Origin of the sequence: Paracoccus ferrooxidans (assembly GCF_029909815.1) — a bacterium.
Lineage (GTDB): Bacteria > Pseudomonadota > Alphaproteobacteria > Rhodobacterales > Rhodobacteraceae > Paracoccus > Paracoccus versutus.
The window spans coordinates 222,955-240,263 of sequence record NZ_CP038202.1; the positions used below are offsets into that span (position 1 = coordinate 222,955).

General features: G+C 70.6%; 16 protein-coding genes and 1 pseudogene. 11 read left to right on the forward strand and 6 right to left on the reverse strand.

Going from position 1 to position 17,309, the window contains the following annotated elements; all coding sequences use genetic code 11:
- Positions 1-192: 192 nt before the first annotated feature.
- Together E3U26_RS18170 and E3U26_RS18175 are read left to right on the forward strand one after the other, a co-directional pair.
- Positions 193-1,209, forward strand: coding sequence for a YeiH family protein (locus E3U26_RS18170; RefSeq protein WP_072462047.1), 1,017 nt, complete (start codon positions 193-195; stop codon positions 1,207-1,209).
- Between the two features lie 3 nt (positions 1,210-1,212).
- Positions 1,213-2,193: a phosphate acetyltransferase gene (locus E3U26_RS18175; RefSeq protein ID WP_116220454.1), complete on the forward strand. Its 981-nt coding sequence runs from the start codon at positions 1,213-1,215 to the stop codon at positions 2,191-2,193.
- A gap of 21 nt (positions 2,194-2,214) precedes the next feature.
- Here the strand turns inward: E3U26_RS18175 and E3U26_RS18180 are convergent, their stop codons facing one another.
- Entirely contained in the window at positions 2,215-2,760 is a 546-nt protein-coding gene (locus E3U26_RS18180; protein WP_499107119.1) for a CAP domain-containing protein, read from the reverse strand.
- A gap of 318 nt (positions 2,761-3,078) precedes the next feature.
- Between E3U26_RS18180 and E3U26_RS18185 the strand changes: the two genes are divergently transcribed.
- The 3 genes and pseudogenes from E3U26_RS18185 to E3U26_RS18195 form a co-directional block, all read left to right on the forward strand.
- Positions 3,079-3,480, forward strand: coding sequence for an NAD-dependent epimerase/dehydratase family protein (locus E3U26_RS18185; protein ID WP_499107121.1), 402 nt, complete (start codon positions 3,079-3,081; stop codon positions 3,478-3,480).
- Positions 3,481-3,558: 78 nt separating this feature from the next.
- Positions 3,559-3,882: a Rossmann-fold NAD(P)-binding domain-containing protein gene (locus E3U26_RS18190; RefSeq protein ID WP_499107124.1), complete on the forward strand. Its 324-nt coding sequence runs from the start codon at positions 3,559-3,561 to the stop codon at positions 3,880-3,882.
- A gap of 218 nt (positions 3,883-4,100) precedes the next feature.
- Positions 4,101-4,363, forward strand: a pseudogene (locus E3U26_RS18195) (DUF2269 family protein); the annotation flags it as partial.
- A gap of 9 nt (positions 4,364-4,372) precedes the next feature.
- Here the strand turns inward: E3U26_RS18195 and E3U26_RS18200 are convergent.
- Positions 4,373-5,275, reverse strand: a complete 903-nt coding sequence (locus tag E3U26_RS18200) for a LysR family transcriptional regulator (RefSeq protein ID WP_499107126.1) — start codon at positions 5,273-5,275, stop codon at positions 4,373-4,375.
- Positions 5,276-5,447: 172 nt separating this feature from the next.
- Here E3U26_RS18200 and E3U26_RS18205 point away from each other — a divergent pair, with 172 nt between their 5' ends.
- From E3U26_RS18205 to E3U26_RS18220, 4 genes are read left to right on the forward strand one after another with little or no spacing between them, the layout of a single operon-like run.
- Positions 5,448-6,689, forward strand: coding sequence for a sarcosine oxidase subunit beta family protein (locus E3U26_RS18205; RefSeq protein ID WP_499107128.1), 1,242 nt, complete (start codon positions 5,448-5,450; stop codon positions 6,687-6,689).
- A 9-nt stretch (positions 6,690-6,698) separates the two neighbouring features.
- Complete coding sequence (locus E3U26_RS18210; protein ID WP_036759689.1) at positions 6,699-6,968, forward strand: sarcosine oxidase subunit delta; 270 nt, start codon at positions 6,699-6,701, stop codon at positions 6,966-6,968.
- Positions 6,965-9,841, forward strand: coding sequence for an aminomethyltransferase family protein (locus E3U26_RS18215; RefSeq protein ID WP_499107130.1), 2,877 nt, complete (start codon positions 6,965-6,967; stop codon positions 9,839-9,841). Before E3U26_RS18210 ends, E3U26_RS18215 begins: the two co-directional genes overlap by 4 nt.
- A gap of 1 nt (position 9,842) precedes the next feature.
- Positions 9,843-10,454: a hypothetical protein gene (locus E3U26_RS18220; RefSeq protein ID WP_499107132.1), complete on the forward strand. Its 612-nt coding sequence runs from the start codon at positions 9,843-9,845 to the stop codon at positions 10,452-10,454.
- Between the two features lie 294 nt (positions 10,455-10,748).
- On the opposite strand, the gene E3U26_RS18225 is transcribed toward E3U26_RS18220, so the two are convergent.
- Genes E3U26_RS18225 through E3U26_RS18240 form a run of 4 tightly spaced genes read right to left on the reverse strand, consistent with a single transcriptional unit; the run spans position 10,749 to position 13,983 of the window.
- Positions 10,749-11,498 (reverse strand): amino acid ABC transporter ATP-binding protein, encoded by a 750-nt coding sequence (locus E3U26_RS18225; RefSeq protein WP_116220447.1) that lies wholly within the window; start codon positions 11,496-11,498, stop codon positions 10,749-10,751.
- 11 nt (positions 11,499-11,509) lie between these two features.
- Positions 11,510-12,391 carry an amino acid ABC transporter permease gene (locus tag E3U26_RS18230; protein ID WP_499107134.1) on the reverse strand — a complete coding sequence of 294 codons (882 nt, stop codon included), beginning with the start codon at positions 12,389-12,391 and terminating at the stop codon, positions 11,510-11,512.
- Complete coding sequence (locus E3U26_RS18235; RefSeq protein WP_036759696.1) at positions 12,381-13,136, reverse strand: amino acid ABC transporter permease; 756 nt, start codon at positions 13,134-13,136, stop codon at positions 12,381-12,383. The genes E3U26_RS18230 and E3U26_RS18235 overlap by 11 nt, the downstream gene beginning before the upstream one ends.
- A gap of 13 nt (positions 13,137-13,149) precedes the next feature.
- Positions 13,150-13,983 carry a transporter substrate-binding domain-containing protein gene (locus E3U26_RS18240; protein ID WP_036759698.1) on the reverse strand — a complete coding sequence of 278 codons (834 nt, stop codon included), beginning with the start codon at positions 13,981-13,983 and terminating at the stop codon, positions 13,150-13,152.
- 250 nt (positions 13,984-14,233) lie between these two features.
- Here E3U26_RS18240 and E3U26_RS18245 point away from each other — a divergent pair, with 250 nt between their 5' ends.
- Positions 14,234-14,887: a substrate-binding periplasmic protein gene (locus tag E3U26_RS18245; protein ID WP_166436145.1), complete on the forward strand. Its 654-nt coding sequence runs from the start codon at positions 14,234-14,236 to the stop codon at positions 14,885-14,887.
- 8 nt (positions 14,888-14,895) lie between these two features.
- A complete protein-coding gene (locus E3U26_RS18250) occupies positions 14,896-17,301 on the forward strand; it encodes an ATP-binding protein (RefSeq protein WP_499107137.1) in 2,406 nt (801 codons plus the stop codon).
- Positions 17,302-17,309 lie beyond the last annotated feature (8 nt).

Sequence of the window (17,309 nt, forward strand, 5' to 3'; positions counted from 1 at the left end):
CGGGGCGTCCCCTGCCTTTCTCCGTTTCCCAAATACCCCGGGGGGGCGCTTGCGCGGCCCCATCGAGGGGCCGCGCAAGCGCGAGGGGGGCAGAGCCCCCCTCGGCGCCCCCGCCCCGCCCGCGACCCCCATGACACCCCCCGGCGTGCAGCAACAAGCGCCCCGGCCCATCCCCGCATCCCGGTGAGGACGATGATTTCCACCATGATCCCTTCGCGCGGCCTGATCGAGGAAGCCTTTCCGGGCTTCGCCGTCTCGGCGCTGGTCGCGGCCACGGCGCAGTTCCTGTCGGATCATTACGGCGCCCCCGCCATGCTGATGGCGCTGCTTTTGGGCCTGGCGCTGAACTTCCTGGCCGAGGAGGGCACCCGCACCGCCCCCGGCATCGCCTTTACCGCGCGCACCGTGCTGCGGCTGGGGGTGGCGCTTCTGGGCGCGCGCATCTCGGCCGGCATGCTGGCGGCGCTGGGGCCGGGCGCCATCGCGCTGGTGGCGGCGGGCGTGGTGCTGACCATCCTGTTCGCCCTTGCCGCCAGCCGGCTGGCCGGCCGCGGCTGGCGCTTTGCGCTGCTGACCGGCGGCTCGGTGGCGATCTGCGGCGCCTCGGCGGCCATGGCCATCGCCGCCGTCCTGCCCCGGCACGAGAAATCCGAACGCGACCTGGTCTTCACCGTGCTCTCCGTCACCGTGCTTTCGACCGTGGCCATGGTGCTCTACCCGATGCTGGCCGGGCTTTTCGGCTTCACCGCCCGCGATTCCGGCGTCTTCCTGGGCGGCACCATCCATGACGTCGCCCAGGTGGTCGGCGCCGGCTTCTCGATCGGCCCCGAGGCGGGCGAGACCGCGACCCTGGTCAAGCTGATCCGCGTCGCCATGCTGGCGCCGGTGGTGCTGTGCTTTTCCCTGGCGATCCGGGCGCGCGGGCTTTCGGACCGCCGGGGCGGCAAGGCGCCGCCGCTGCTGCCGGGCTTCGTCATCGGCTTTCTCGCGCTCGCCACGCTCAACAGCCTGGGGCTGGTGCCGCCGGCGGTCTCGGACTTCGCCGGGCAGCTGTCCCGCTGGGCATTGCTGATCGCCATCGCCGCGGTCGGCATCAAGACCTCGCTCGGCAAGATGCTCGAGGTCGGCGCCGGCGCCATCGGGCTGATCGTGGCCGAGACCGTGTTCCTGGGCGTCTTCGTCGTCGCCGGCCTGCATTTCCTGGGGTAAGAGATGAAACCGCTCGAGCGCATCCACCAGACCGCCAAGGCGCTGGACCGCCACATCATCCTGTCCGAGGGCGACGACCCGCGCGTGGCCGAGGCCGCCCGCCGGCTGCTGGCCGAGGGGCTGGCGCGCGTCACCCTGATGGGCGGGCCCGAGATCCCCGGCGCCCGCCGCATCGACCCGGCCGGCGCGCCCGACCTGGCGGAACTGGCCGACCATTGGCACCGCATGCGCGCGGCCAGGGGCATGACCGGCGAACGCGCGCTGGCCGAGATGCGCGACCCGATCCGCCAGGCGGCGATGCGGGTGCGGCTGGGCCAGGCCGACGGCACGCTGGGCGGCGCCGTCGCCACCACCGCCGACACCGTCCGCGCCGCGTTGCAGATCATCGGCCGGGCGCCCGATGCCGGCATCGTGTCGAGCTTTTTCCTGATGCTGTCCTGCGGGCCGGGCGCGCCGATCAGGGGCGGCATGATCTTTGCCGATTGCGGGCTGGTGATCCAGCCCGACGCGCAGGAGCTCGCCGCCATCGCGCTTTCGGCCGCCGAAAGCTGCCGCCGGCTGCTGGCCGAGGAGCCGCGGGTGGCGCTGCTGTCCTTCTCGACCGCGGGCTCGGCCGACCACCCGAGCCTCGGCCGGCTGCGCGAGGCGCTGGCGCTGATCCGCGCCGCGGCCCCGGATCTCGAGGTGGATGGCGAGATGCAGTTCGACGCCGCGCTGGACGAGGCGATCCGGGCGAGGAAGGCGCCGGCCAGCCGGCTGTCGGGGCGGCCGAACGTCTTCGTCTTTCCCGACCTCGCCGCGGGCAATATCGGCTACAAGATCGCCGAGCGCCTGGGCGGCCTCACCGCCATCGGGCCCATCCTGCAGGGACTGGCAAAACCCGCAAACGACCTCTCGCGAGGATGCTCCGTCAAAGACATCGTCGACGCAGCAGCCGTAACAGCCGTCCAGACAGCAAAGCCCGGGCCGGTCGCCGCGTCCTAGCGGCGGCCCGACCCGCTGCGTTCAGCGCCCGGCCGGGGCGGCATAGACGGCCGACCAGAAGCGGGTCCGGCCATCCGCGCCGGTGGCGTGGCCGATGCCGAACTGCCGGACCTGCGGGATCAGGATATTGGCCCGGTGCCCGCTGGAGCTGTTCCATTCCCCCAGCACCTGGTCGGCGCCGTAGGGGCCGGCGGCGATGTTCTCGGCGGTGATGCGCGGCGCATATCCCAGCGCCTTGAGCCGTTGCGCCGGGCCGCTGCTGCGGCTGCCGGCATGGCTCATCCGGCCGCGCTGCGCCATGTCGCAGGCATGGGCGGCCGCGGCCTGCGACAGCAGGGCATTGGCCTGGACCGCGGGCAGCCCGGCCTGGCTGCGGGCGCGGTTGGTGGCGGTGAGGCCGGAACGGACGACCTGCGGGCTGGGGGCGCTGCATTCGACCAGGCCCGGCGCCGAGACCTGCACGTCATAGGCCTTGTCCGGCCCGGCGCTTGGCGGCGCGGTGCAGGCGGCCAGCAGCAGGCAGGCCGCAACCGCCGTGCATGCGGGGTGGGGGATTTCGTGCGGCATCGTGTTTTCCTCCTGATGCGATGGAAGAACGCCTGCGGCACGACTGGAAAAACCTGAACGAAAGCACGATGGAAATGCGGGTCGCAGCGCCCTGGAGCTGTGCCGGCGATCTTCGGACACGTCATGCGTGCAAAACGACCCGGAAGGGGACATGGTTCCTGATCCGCTGCGGCGCTGGAACAAGGCCGCTTGCGGGCGCTTCACCCGGTCCTCGCGGAATTTTCGTGCAAATCCCAGGGAGAGACGACCGATGAGCCGCCCGGTCAGGCGTGAGGCGGCCGGCCCAGCCCCCGATACAGCCCCCGATGCAGGCCGGCCATGGGGGTGCTGGTGACGGGGGCGACGGGGCTGATCGGGCAAAGCGTCTGCACCCGGCTGGTCGCCGACGGCCATGTCGTCCTGGGCACCACCCGCAGCGCCGCGCCGGCGGCACCCGGCGCGGTCTCGGGCTGGATCCGGGTGGATTTCCGCCAGGCGCGCGAGCCCGAGACCTGGCTGCCGCATCTTCGCGACATCGACGCGGTGGTGCACTGCGTCGGCGTGTTGCTGGACAATGCGCGCGAGGATACCGCCGCCGCCCATGCCACCGGGGCGGAGGCGCTGTTTCGCGCCTGCGCGGCGGCGGGGGTGCGGCGGGTCGTGCATTTCTCGGCCATCGGGTGGACCGGCGGCAGGCCTCGGCCTATTCGGCCAGCAAGCTCAAGGGCGACAGGGCGCTGATGGCGCTGGACCCGGACTGGGTGATCCTGCGGCCCTCGGTGGTGCTGGGCGGCCCTGCCCGTGCTGCCGGTGATGCCCGTGACCGGCCCCCTGCAGGGGGTGGCGCTGGAGGATGTGGCCGAAACCGTGGCGTTCTTCGTCCCGCCCGACCGGCCGGCACGGCTGGCGCTGGAGCTGGCCGGGCCAGAGCGACTGTCCTTTGCCCAGGTGGGGGCGCTGCATCGCGCCTGGCTGGGCTGGCGCCCGGCGCGGCCGCTGGCGCTGCCTGGCTGGTGGCGGGCCTGCTTTACCGGGCGGGCGACCTGGCGGGCAGGCTGGGCCGGCGCCCGCCGCTGCGCAGCACCGCGCGGGCCGAGATCCGCCACGGCGCCGTCGGCGACCCGGCGCCCTAGACGCAACTGACCGGCATCCGGCCCCGCGGCCTGGAGGAGACCTTGCGCGCGCGCCCGGCCACGGTGCAGGAGCGCTGGTTCGCCCGGTTTTATCCCATCAAGCCGGTGCTGTTCGTGGTGCTGGTGCTGTTCTGGACGCTGACCGCGATCATCTCGCTGACCACGGGTTTCGAGAACGGGCTGGAACTGATGCATGGGGCGCTGGCCGGGCCGGGGGTGGTCGCGGGCGCGCTGGCCTGGCACCTGGGCTATGGGCTGGGCGAGCATCGGATCGTGCTGTCGCTGCTGCTTTATCTGCTGACCGGCGCCTTCTGGCTGCCGGTGGTCTGGATGCAGATGCAGATGCGCGACCTGGCCGTCGCGGCGCTGCACCGGCGCGCGCGCTGCCGCCGCGCTGTTTTCGGGCCTGGTTCGCCTTCGGCTTTCCGGCCTTTGCCGCCGTGCCGGGCATCTTCTGGCTGATGATCGCGCGGCCGGCGCAGATCTGGTAGGGCCCCGCCTCAGGGCGGCGGCCGGCCCCTGACGCCGGCGGCCGGCCCGGCAAAGACCGTCCGGCAGGCCTGCACAAAGGCGTGGACCGCCGGATGCCGGGCGCCGGACCGCTGCCAGATCACCCCGGTATGCCGCGCCTCGCCGGCGGGCAGCAGGGTCTTGCGCAGCCGCAGCCCATCCGGCCAGGGCGGCGCCCAGTCGGGGACGATGGCCACGCCCAGGCCCCGGTCCACCAGCGCGGCGATGGCGTCCAGCGCGTCCAGCTCCAGCCATTCCTGCACCTTCAGCCCGTGGTCGCGGATGTATTTGTCCACGATCTGCCCGCCCCATTGGTTGCGGTCGTAGCGGATGAAGCGCGACCGCTCGATCAGCACATGCGGGTCGAGCGGCGGCGCGGATTGCGAGGCGATGAAGACCAGCGGCTCGTCGCGGATGGTCAGCCAGTCGGTGGATTTCGGGATGGCGAATTGCGGCCTGACGATGATCGCCGCGTCCAGCTGTCCCTCGACCACGCGGTGGTAGAGATCGACCGACGAGCCGGGCTGGACGAAATATTCGATCGAGGGATAGTCGGCGCTGAGCCGGGTGATGATGGCCGGCAGCAATCCGGTCAGCGAGGTCGCGGTCGCGCCCAGCCGCAACTGCCCCGCCGGCACCCCGTTCGCCGCCAGCGCCTGAAGATCGCGCGCGCCCTGCACCAGCGCGCGGGCATGATCCAGGATCGCCAGCCCCTGGGCCGTGGGCTGCACCGTGCGCCCCGAGCGCAGGACCAGCTTGTGCCCCAGCTCCTGCTCCAGCGCGTGCAGGCGCTGGGTCAGGGCCGCCGGCGTGCGGTTCAGCCGCCGGGCCGCCTCGGCGATCGAGCCGCAATCGGCGATGGCGATGAAGGTTTCCAGAAAGCGCAGGTCCATGGGGCCGATCCTCATCTGCCGGGCCGCCGGTCATTATGGCGGGACGGCCTGCCCCTTGCCAGCGGGTTTTCTTTTCCGGCCATTACGAAAACGGGGTCTGAGGGCCAGGTTCCGTTTCTTGCCCGCGCAGCGGCCGGCAGCAAGACTGGCGGCGGAAAACCGGGGACGACGCATGCCGATCGAATTGCTGAAATACGGGTTGAGACGGGGCCACCGGCCCTATCGCGACATTCCCTCCACGCCCGAGCTGCGCAGAAGCTACGATGTCGTCATCATCGGCGGCGGCGGCCACGGGCTGGCGGCGGCCTATTACCTGTCGCATTACCACGGCATCTCGAACATCGCCGTGCTGGAAAAGGGCTATCTGGCCGGCGGCAACACGGCGCGCAACACGACGACGGTGCGCTCAAACTACCTGACGCTGCCCTCGATCGAGTTCTATCGCGAAGGCGTCTCGCTGTTCGAGACCATGTCGCAGGAGCTGGGCTTCAACGTCATGTTCTCGCAGCGCGGCCAGCTGACGCTGGCCCATTCCGACGCGGCCATGCGCAGCTTTCGCCTGCGGGCCGAGATGGGCAAGCATGCCGGTATCCGCGCCGAGGTCGTGGATGCCCAGACCGTGCAGGAGCTGTGCCCGCATGTGAACATGGATTTCGGCGGCCAGCACGAGGTCCTGGGCGGGCTGTGGCACGCCGACGGCGGCACCGCGCGCCACGACGCCGTCGCCTGGGGCTATGCCAAGCGCGCCGCCGAGCGCGGGGTCGAGATCCACCAGCGCACCGAGGTCACGGGCTTCGGCATCGCCGGCGGCCGCGTGACCGAAATACGGACCAACCGCGGCACCGTCCTGGCTGGGCAGGTCTTGCAGGCGGCGGGCGGGATGAACGGGCGCATCGCCAAAATGGCCGGCATCCGGTTGCCGATCCGCTGCTTTCCCCTGCAGGCCATGGTCACGCAGCCGCTCAAGCCGTTCCTGGACATCCTGCTGTCCTCGTCGAACCTGCATACCTATCTGGTGCAGTCCTCGCGCGGGGAGATCGTGATCGGCGGCGGGACCGACCCCTACCAGCTGGCCTCGACCCGCTCCAGCCTGCCGCAGAAAGAGGCGCTGGCCACCGGCGCGCTGCAACTGATGCCCTTCCTGCATAACGTCAAGCTTTTGCGGCAATGGGCGGGGATCACCGACATCACCCCGGATTTCAGCCCGATCATGGGCGCCTCGCCCCTGCAGAACTATTGGCTGGACGCGGGCTGGGGCACCTGGGGGTTCAAGGCGACGGCGGTGGCGGGCAAGCGCATGGCCGAAACCATCGCGACCGGGCGGGTGCCCGACATCCTGATGCCCTTTGCGCTGGAGCGCTTTGCGCGATTCGAGCTTCTGAACGAAATGGGCGCCACGGCGGCCGGGCATTGAGGTGCTGCGATGAAGATCATGACCTGCCCGGTGAACGGGCCCCGCAATATTTCCGAATTCCAATGGCTCGGCCCCGTCCATGCCGAGGACGAGGCCCGCGACGAAACCCTGGTCGAGCGGCTTTTCCTGGCGCCGAACCCGATGGGCGTGCTGCGCGAATGGTGGCGCCACACCCCCTCGAACACGGTGTTCATCGCCGAACGCAACCTGATCTCGGATGAAATCCTGCGCACCTGGCTGAAGGGTTCGGACGCAGACAAACCCACGAGCGCCGCATGAGCAACAGACTTGGCCACGGCTGGGGCAGCCGCATCGACCGCAACGCCGCCATCGGCTTCACCTTCGAGGGGCGGCCCGTCTCTGCCCATCCCGGCGACACCATCGCCAGCGCGCTGGCCGCCAAGGGCGAATGGATCCTGTCGCGGTCCTTCAAGTATCACCGCCCGCGCGGCATCCTGACCATGGCCGGGCAGGACGCCAATACCCTGGTGCAGATCGGCGACGAGGCCAATGTCCGCGCCGACCTGCGCCAGGTGGCCGAGGGCATGGCGGTCACGCCGCTGAACGTCAGCGGCAGCCTGCGCCGGGATCGCGGCCGCATCATCGACCACCTGGGCCGCTTCCTGCCGGTGGGTTTCTATTACCGCACCTTCTTCGGGCCGCGCAGGACCAGCTGGCTGAAGCTGTGGGAGCCGATCATCCGCGCCTCGGCCGGGCTGGGCACCGTCAGCCTGGACCCGGCGCCGCGCCGCTATCTCAAGGAAACCCGGCATTGCGACGTGCTGGTGGTGGGGGCGGGGCCGGCCGGCCTTGCCGCCGCCATCGCCGCCGCCGAGGCGGGCGCCGACGTGATCCTGGTCGAGAAGGAGCCGGAACTGGGCGGCGCGCTGACCTATGCCCGCTTCGGCGTCGAAACCGCCGATGCGGCCCGCCACCTGGACGCGCTGCGCCGGAAGGCGGCGGCGGCCGGGATCGCGGTCCTGTCCGGCGCGACCTGCAACGGGCATTTCGCCGACAACTGGCTGCCGGTGCTGCAAGGCGACCGCCTGATCCGCATCCGCGCCGCCGAGCTGGTGCTGGCCACCGGCGCGCACGAGCAGCCGCTGATCTTTCGCAACAACGACCTGCCCGGCGTCATGCTGTCCTCGGCCGCGCAGCGCCTGATGCGGCATTACGGCGTGCGTCCGGGCCGGCGGGCGGTGGTCTATGCCGGCGACCGCGACGGCTATCTGGCGGCCCTGGACCTGGACGATGCCGGCGTCAGGATCGCCGCGGTGATCGACCCCGAGGCCGAGGACCGCGACGGCCTTGCCCCGGAGCTGGCGCGGCGCGGGGTGCCGGTCATGCGCGGCTGCACCATCCGGCAGGCCCGCGGCGGCCTGCACCTGAAGGCGGTCGAGGTCCAGGACCGCCAGGGCGGCCGAACCCGGCTGGACTGCGACCTGCTGGTCATGGCCGGCGGCTATACGCCGGGCTACCAGCTTGCGCTTCATGCCGGGGCGCGGCTGTCCTCGGACGACGGCGGCACGCGTTTCTCGATCACCGGGGTGCCGGATCATGTCCACCTTGCCGGGGCGGCGGCGGGCCTGTCCGACCTGGCGGCGGTGATCGAAAGCGGCCGGATCGCCGGGCTGCGCGCCGCGGCCGGGCTGGGCCTGGCGCCCGCGCAGGAACTGCCGGCGCCGGTGCAGGCCGGCTGGCGCCGCGCCGCGCCCTCGCCGGCCCATCCCAAGGGCCGCGACTTCGTCGATTTCGACGAGGATCTCCAGGTCAAGGACATCGAGAACGCCATCGCCGACGGCTATCGCGAACTGGAGCTGGTGAAGCGCTATTCCACCGTCGGCATGGGGCCGTCGCAGGGGCGGCATTCGGCGCTGGCCACGGCGCGCATCGTCGCCCGCAAGACCGCGCGCAGCCTGGCCGAGGTCGGCATCACCACCGCGCGCCCGCCCTTCGGCCCGGAAAGGCTGGGCCTTCTGGCCGATACCACGCCCGAACGCCACCGCCGCACGCCGCTGCACGCCGCCCATCTGGCGGCCGGGGCCCGGATGACGCCGGTGGGCGCCTGGTGGCGGCCCCTGGTCTATCCCGGCGCCGACGCGCCCGAGGATGCGATCCGGCGCGAGACCCGCATGGTGCGCGAGGCGGCGGGGATGCTGGACGTCTCGACCCTGGGCAAGCTGGAGATCCGCGGGCCGGATGCGGGGGCCTTCATGGACCGCATCTATACCATGGCCCATGCCGGGCAGCCGGTGGGCCGGGTGCGCTATTGCCTGGCCCTGAACGAGATGGGGTCGATCCTGGACGACGGCGTGGCCTTCCGCCTGTCGGACGAGCATTTCTACGTGACGGCGACCACCGGCGCGGTCGATCGGCTTTTCGCCGAGATGATGCTGCAAAAGACCATCATGGGCGCCAGGGTCGACATCCAGAACGTGACCGCGGCCTTCGGCGCCATGAACCTGACCGGCCCCAGGGCCCGCGAGGTGCTGGAGCGCCTGCCCGGCAGCATCGACTTCGGCCGCGAGGGCTTTGCCTTCCTGGACGGGCGCGAGGGCGAACTGGCGGGTTGTCCGGTCCGGGTCATGCGCATCGGCTTCACCGGCGAGTTGAGCTACGAGATCCACCTGCCGCAATCCCATGCCGCCGGGCTTTGGGCGGCGCTGCTCGAGGCGGGGGCGGACCTGGGGCTGCGGCCCTATGGGCTCGAGGCGTCGCGCATCCTGCGGCTGGAAAAGGGCCATATCATCATCGGGCAGGACACCGATGCGCTGTCCACGCCGGACGAGCTGGGCATGGGCTGGGCACTGTCGCGCAAGAAGCCCTTCTACATCGGCAAGCCCGCGGTCGAGCGCCGCCGCGCCCTGGGCGACAAGCGCCGGCTTTGCGGCTTTGCCCTGCCGGACGAGGGGAATGCGGCCGGGGTGGGCGAATCCGCGCTGGTGCTTCAGGACGGCAAGCCTGTCGGCCATGTCACCTCCTTCGGGTATTCGCCGACGCTGGGGCAATGGATCGGGCTGGCCCATGTCGCCCCCGACCAGGCCGAGCCGGGGTCGCGGATCACCCTGCGCGGCTTTGCCGGCGCCGAGGTCGAGGCGCCCGTCGTCGCGCTGCCCTTCCATGACAAAGACAACGCACGACAGGAGATGTGAGATGACCGCGCTTGCCGCACCGGCCCGGATATGGCCGCTTGCCGACCGGCTGCCGCTGCTGGACGCCTGGCCCCAGGACGGCCGGGACTGGATGCTCGACCTGTCCGCGCTGCCGCGTTTCGGGCTGCGCGGGCCCGGCACGGCCGCGTGGCTCTCCGGCCGCGGCTGCCCGCTGCCCGACACCATCCACCGAACGGCCGAGGCCCCCGGCATGACCGTCGTCCGGCTGGGCGGCGACGAGGTCATCCTGCTGGCCGATCCCCTCGCCGGACCAACGGGGCTGGCCGCGTTGCGGCAGGACTGGCAGCAGGCCGCCGGCCCCAAGGGCTTCGACGCCTGGCGCGAGGAGACCTGGTGCTGGCTGGCCCTGACCGGGCCGGGCCTGGCCGATGCCCTGCCGCTGCTGACCGCGGTCGATACCCGGCCGCATGTTTTCGGTCCCGGCGCCGTGGTCCAGACCCGCGCCCTGCACATGGATGCGGTGCTGGTCCGCAACGACCGCAACGGCCAGCCCGGCCTGGACATGCTGTTCGACGTGGCCTCGTCGGACTATGCGGCGGATTTCGTCGCCGACGTGCTGCCGGGATTCCAGATGGGCCGCCTGGCGGGCTGATCGCCCGGTCCCCCTTTGGCGAACATGAAGACGCCCGCCCGATCTGCCGGATCGGGCGGGCGTTGCGTTCTTGGGGCGCGACAGCACCTAGCCCAGGAGATCGCGGGTGCGCGCGTCTCGACGTGGCCTTGTTCGATTACGCGACGGATTTCGTCACCGATGTGCCGCCGGGTATTCGGGATGGGCCGCCTGGGGGGCTGATCGCCCGCCTTTGTCCGCACGCCTTGCCCTGCCGGCCGCGAAAATGCCCGCCCGATCCGCCGGATCGGGCAGGCGTTCGGATTCTAGCCGGCGCTACAGCACCTGGTCCAGGAAATCGCGGGTGCGCGCGTCCTTGGCCTGGGTAAAGAACTCGGCCGGGGGCCCGTGTTCCACGATCACGCCGCGGTCGGTGAAATAGATGTGGTCGGCGACCTCGCGCGCGAAGCCCATCTCATGCGTGACCAGGATGCAGGTCATGCCCTCGGCGGCCAGATCCTTGATGGTGACAAGGACTTCCTTGACCGTCTCGGGGTCCAGCGCTGCCGTCACCTCGTCGAACAGCATCACGTCGGGCCGCATCGCCAGCGAGCGGGCGATGGCGATGCGCTGCTGCTGGCCGCCCGAAAGCTCGCCCGGATAGTGGTTCTCCTTGCCCTCCAGCCGCACCTTCTTCAGCAGGGCGCGGGCGCGGGTCTCGACCTCGGCAGGCTTTTCCTTCAGCACCTTGACCGGCGCCATCATCACATTCTGCAGCGCGGTCTTGTGCGGGAACAGGTTGTATTGCTGAAAGACCATGCCGACCTTGCGCCGCAAGGCCAGCTTGTCCAGCCTGGGGTCGTGGACCTCTTGCCCCTCGACCTGGATCGAGCCGGCCTGGATGTCGTTCAGCGCATTGATGCAGCGGATCAGCGTCGACTTGCCCGATCCCGAGGGGCCGATGATGCAGATCACCTCGCCCTTCATCACGTCCATGCTGATGCCGCGAAGCACCTCGACCTGGCCATAGGATTTGTGGACGTCGCGCAGGCGGACGATGGGCTGGTCGGCGGTCCAGTTTGTCATGGGACACCCTTTCAGTTTTTGACCGCGAACCGACGTTCCAGCCGCAGGGTCAGGCGGGCGATCGGATAGCAGTATGCAAGGAACAGAAGCAGCGCGAAGCCGTAGAAGGGGATCAGGAGTTCGGGGCGGTTGCCCTCGGCCTCCATGGCCTGCCGGGTCATGCTGATGATCTCGCCCACGCCCAGAAGCGAGCAGAGCGGCGTGGACATGGTCAGGATCGCGTACCAGTTCATCCAGGGCGGCAGCATCCGCTTGAAGCATTGCGGCAGGATGATCTGCCAGATGGTCTGGCGGCGGGTGAAGCCCAGCGACTCGGCCGCCTCCCATTGCGCGGTGGGCACGGACTGGACGGCGCCGCGGACCACCTCGGCGATGTTGGCCGATACCGGGATGGCCAGGCCGATCACCGTCTTGATCCAGCCGGGCAGGGGGATCGTCATGCCGAAGACCTTGATCTGGAACGGAAAGGCCAGCAGCACGATGAACAGCAGCACGAGCCAGGGCACGTTGCGGAAGAAGGTGACATAGACCCGCGCGACGGCGCGCAACAGCCGCGCGCGCGAGATCAGCGCCAGCCCGGCAAAGGCGCCGACCGCCGTCCCGATCGCCATGGCAAGGACCGAGATCAGCACGTTGAACAGGAAGCCCTGCGTGAACAGGAAGGGCATCCAGCGCAGCAGCTTTTCCAGCGGGGTTTCGATGGCGGCGGCGGCGCCGGCCTGCGCCAGGACCATGGCGGGAAACAGCGCCGCCAGCGCCACGATCCAGCCGGCCGGGATCGCGGCCAGCCAGCGCGTCGCGAAGAACGCGTCATAGGCCGGGCCGCGCGGGGCAAAGGGCAGCAGCACCGGCAGCGCGCCCTTGGCCGTCGGGACGGGGGTTTTATACGCCATAGCCTGGAATCCTCAGCTTGCGTTCCCATTGGCCCATGCCCAGGGACAACAGCCCGACCAGCCCCAGGTAGCAGACCATCATCAGCAGCATGGTCGGGTTCTGGGCCGAGGGAAAATCGTTCCAGATGGAGACGGACTGGTAAAGCAGTTCGGGGACCGCGATGGCATAGGCCTGGTTGGTGGTCTTGACCAGGTTGATGAGATTGGCCGACAGCGCCGGCAGCGAGATCCGCAGGGTCAGCGGCAGCACCACGTTGGTATAGGCCTGAAGCCGCGTCATCCCCAGCGATTCCGCGGCCTCGCGGGTGGAATGGGGCACGGCCTCGATCCCGGCGCGGAAGATCTCGATGTTGAAGGCGCCGGCAAAGAAGGACAGCGCGATGATCGCCCAGCCGACGTTCGAGATGATCGGCACCTCGAGCCAGCCGTCGGGGCTGTAGCTGGGGGTGAACTGCCCCAGCGCGAAATAGAAGAACAGCAGCTGGATCAGCGGCGGCGTGTTGCGGAAGAACTGCACATAGCCCTGCACCGCGCTGCGCAGAAGGCGGCTTTTCGCCTCCTGCGCCCAGGCGCCGACGACGCCGATGACGACGGAAAACACCAGGCAGGCCAGGCTGAGCTTGATGGTCATCCACAGCCCGCCCAGAACCCGGTCCATCTGGACCGGATCGTAAAGCCAGATGAAGTTCCAGTGCGGAGAGGTGGCGGCCAGTTCCCGGAAGAAATCCTGCATGTCCGTCAGCATCGGCGCGCGGCCCCTACTGCGCCAGCGGATCGGCCATCCGCGCGTGCATGTCGGCCAGGAAGGGGCTGGCGGCGACGCCCCATTTCTTTTCCAGCTCGATCAGCGTGCCGTCGCGGTGCCAGGCGTATTGCAGGCCCGAGACGATCTGGCCAAGCGCGCAGCTTTCCTCGGACTTGGCGACGGCCAGGCCCCAGGGCGCGAAATCCTCGACCGGCAGCGAGATCTCGAAATCGTCCCAGCCGCCGGCGGCGTAATCGGCGCCGATGGTGGTGTCGTCATAGACGAAGGCCACGCATTTCTTGTCGCGCAGCGCCTGCTTGGCCTCGGCTGCGTTGCCGAAGGCGGCGATGGTGGCGCCGTATTCCTGTTCGATCTTCTGCAGGTAGAACGAGCCCTGCACGCCGCAGACCGGCTTGCCGCGCAATGCGTTCCAATCGGTCAGGCCCATGGCCTTGGGCGTCAGCGCCGCCGTGCCCGAGGCGTAATAGTTCGGCCCCTTGATCCCCACCATCGCCCGCCGGTCGGCGGTGTCGGTCATGGTGGCGATCATCAGGTCGATCTGGCCCTGCTGCAGGAACTGCATCCGGTTCGACGCGATCACCGGCACCAGCTCCAGCTTGACGCCCAGCGTGTCGGCGACCATCTGCGCCATGTCGATCTCCAGCCCGACGATGTTGCCGGCCGTGTCGCGATAGCCCCAGGGCTTGTAGTCGGCCTTGACCCCGGCGATCAGGGTGCCGCGATCCTGGATGCGCTTCAGCCCGGCATTGGTGCAGCTTTCGGCGGCGGCGGCCAGCGGCGCAAGCGCGACCGCGGACGCCAGAAGGGTGGCGAGGATGGTTTTCATCTATGGGACTCTCCTGTTGATTATGAGAGGACTAGCAAAGCCCTCCGACAGAGCGTGAGAGACGAAAACATTGCCCTGCTGCGGCAACATTATTTCCCCGGACAAAGGCGGGAAGGCCGCGCCATCATGCGCCGCGCCCCCTGCCGCGGTCGCGCGCCGCCGCGTGCTGGGCGGGCTTGCGGGCTGGGCGGCTGCCTGTGCCGCGCCCTCGGCCCTGCGCGCGGGGCCCGAAACCTGGACGATGGTCGGGATGGACGAGTTCGCGCCCTACAACTACCTGGACAGCGGCCGGTTCGTCGGCGCCGACATCGACATCCTAGGCGATGCCGCCCTGCGGCTGGGGATCGGGATGCGCTTCGTGCCCCTGCCCTGGCGCCGGGCGCTGCTGGCGCCGGGCATGGGCGAGGCGGACGGGCTGTTCCAGCTGGCGCCGACCCCCGAGCGGTTCCGCAACTGGCTGATGGTCGGGCCGTTGCGGACGACGCGGCTGGTCTTCGTCGTCATGGCGGATTCGCCCCTGCGCGACTTTGCCGGCCTGGGCGCGCTGGCCGGGTATTCGGTGGGCGTGGTCGACGGCTTTACCTATACCCCCGCCTTCGACGCCTCGACGCATTTCCTGCACGAAGGCTCGGTCGATGACGAGACCAGCCTGCGCAAGCTGCTGTTGCGCCGGGCCGACGTGGTGGTGGGCGGCGAGGCCAACCTGCGCCACGCCATGCGCAAGCTGGCGGTCGAGGATCGGGTTCGCGTCCTGCCCACCGCGCTGGACGTGCGCGGCCGCTATGTCGGCTTTCCCCGCAGCGATGCCGGGCGGGACAAGGCCGAGCGGCTGGGCGCCGTGCTGCGCCGGATGCATGCCGAGGGCCGGATCGCGGCGATCCTGCGCCACAGGCTGGGCGGGTGAGGCGCGGCATGGGCACGGGCAGCATCGCGCGCCGGATGGTGCTGGCCGGGGCGCTGGTCAGCATCGTCTCGGGGATCGGGCTGGGCGGGGCCAGCGCCGTCGCGGACCTGCGCCGCGGCATCGCGGTGGCGACGGGCAATGCCGAGCGGATCCTCTATTCCGCCGCGCCGCAGCTTGAGCGCGCCTATTGGGACGTGGACCTGACCACGGTCCAGGCCATCCTGGACCGGCTGGTCGATGCGCCGCTGATCCTGTCGCTGCGGATCGAGGATCTGCTGCTGTCGCCCGAGCAGTTGCGGGTGGCGCAGATCCCCCGCTTCCAGGTCCAGCGTCCCGCCGCCGCCCTGCCGGCCTGGCTGAAGGGCTGGATGCTGCCGCCCGAGCGCCTGACGCAGACCCGCTCGGTCGTCCTGCGGGCGCCCGACGGCGTGGCCGAGATCGCAAGGCTCGACGTCACCTTCTCGTTCGTGGGCTTTTACAACGACTTCACCCGGCAGGCGCTGCGCATCGTGCTGACCGCCGTCCTGCAGGCGCTGCTGCTGGCCGGGCTGCTGTTTTTGCTGGCAAGGCGCTACGTCATCTCGCCCCTGGGCGCGCTGAGCCGGGCGGCGCAGGGCCTGCGCGAGGGGCGGGGGTTCCGCCTGACCGGCCCGGCGGCCGGGCGGCTGCGTTCCCGCGACGACGAGATCGCGCGGCTGGCGCAGGATTTCACCCGCACGGTCGCGCAGATGGAACGCTATCGCGACCACCTGCGCGACGAGGTCGAGCAGCGCACCGCCGAACTGGTGGTGGCGCGCAACGACGCGCTGGCGGCGTCGCGGGCGAAATCGGCCTTCCTGGCCAATATGAGCCATGAGCTGCGAACGCCCCTGAACGCGATCACCGGCCTGTCGGAACTGCTGCTGGCCGACCGGCTGCCTGCCGCCTCGCGCCGGCAGGTCGCCGACATGCAAGGCGCGGCAAGGCAGCTTCTGGGCAGCATCGACAGCGTGCTGGACCTGTCCAAGCTCGAAGGCGGGCACATGGTCTTCGAGCGCCGGCCCTTTGCGGTGGACGCGGTCTTTGACGAGGTGATCGCCCAGACCCGCGCCTTGATCGGGTCGCGCCCGCTGCGGCTCGAGGGCGACATCGCCGCCGACGTGCCGGCGACGATCCTGGGCGACCGGCAGAAGCTGACGCAGATCCTGCTGAACCTGACCAGCAATGCCGTCAAGTTCACCGCCCAGGGCCGGATCGCGCTGCGGGTCTTTCGCCGGGGCGATCGGCTGCGGCTCTCGGTCTTCGACAGCGGCAACGGCATCGCCGAACAGGACCAGGCCGCCATCTTCGATCCCTTCACCCAGGCCGATGCGACGATCTCGCGCGAGGTGTCGGGCACGGGCCTGGGCCTGGCCATCGCCCGGCAGATGGCCCAGGGCATGCAGGGCCGCCTGGCGCTGCGCAGCCGGCCGGGGGTGGGCAGCCTCTTCGTGCTGGAGCTGCCGCTGGACCCCGGTCCGCCGGCCGCCGATCCGCCGCCGGTCCTGCCGCGCCCGCTGCTGGACGTCCCCGACCCGGCCCTGCGCCGCCGCATCGCGCGGATGCTGGATCGCGCGCGGATGACGGGCACGCCGGACGGCGCCGTGCTGCGGCTTGCCGACGGCGGGCTGACCCTGGCCGGGGCGGCCCTGCCGCAGCCCCTGACCCATCGCGAGCTGCGCCTGGCCGCGGATCGCCCGCCCGCCGGTCCCGCCCCCTCGCCGGCGTTGCGGGCAAGGCGCGTCCTGGTGGTCGAGGATCGCAAGATCAACCGCGACGTGATGGAGGAGCTGTTGCGGCGCTCTGGCGTCAGGGTCGCCTCGGCGCCGGGCGGGCGTGTGGCGCTGGCGGCGCTGGACCATCCGCTGCCCGATGCGATCATCACCGACCTGCACATGCCGGAAATGGACGGCATCGCCCTGATGGGCGCATTGCGGGCGCGGGGGTTGGCGATCCCGGTCATCGCCTCGAGCGCCGACGTGTCCACCCAGACGCGGCTGGCCTGCCGCGATGCCGGTTTCGCGGCCTTCCTGCCCAAGCCCGTGACCGGCGCCGCCCTGGCCGGGACGCTGGCCTCGGTGCTCGAGGATGCCCTGCCGGTGCTGGATCACGCCGCGCTGGACCGCAACACCGGCGGCGACCGGCAGCTTGCGGCGCGATGGCGGGCGCGGATCCCCGAGGAGATCGAGGAATGGCGCGGCCTGCTGGCGGGCGGGATGCCGCTGGCCGAGGCGCTGCATGCGATCAGGGGCGCGGCGCTGCAACTGGGCGCGGCCGAGGTCTGCCATGCGGTGCAGGAAGAGCCGGCGGACATGGACCGCATCGCCGCGGCCCTGGACCGGCTGGGCGAGGCCGCGACCCGGCCCGAGGAGACGCGCGAGCCGTCGCCCGGTTAGCCGCGCCC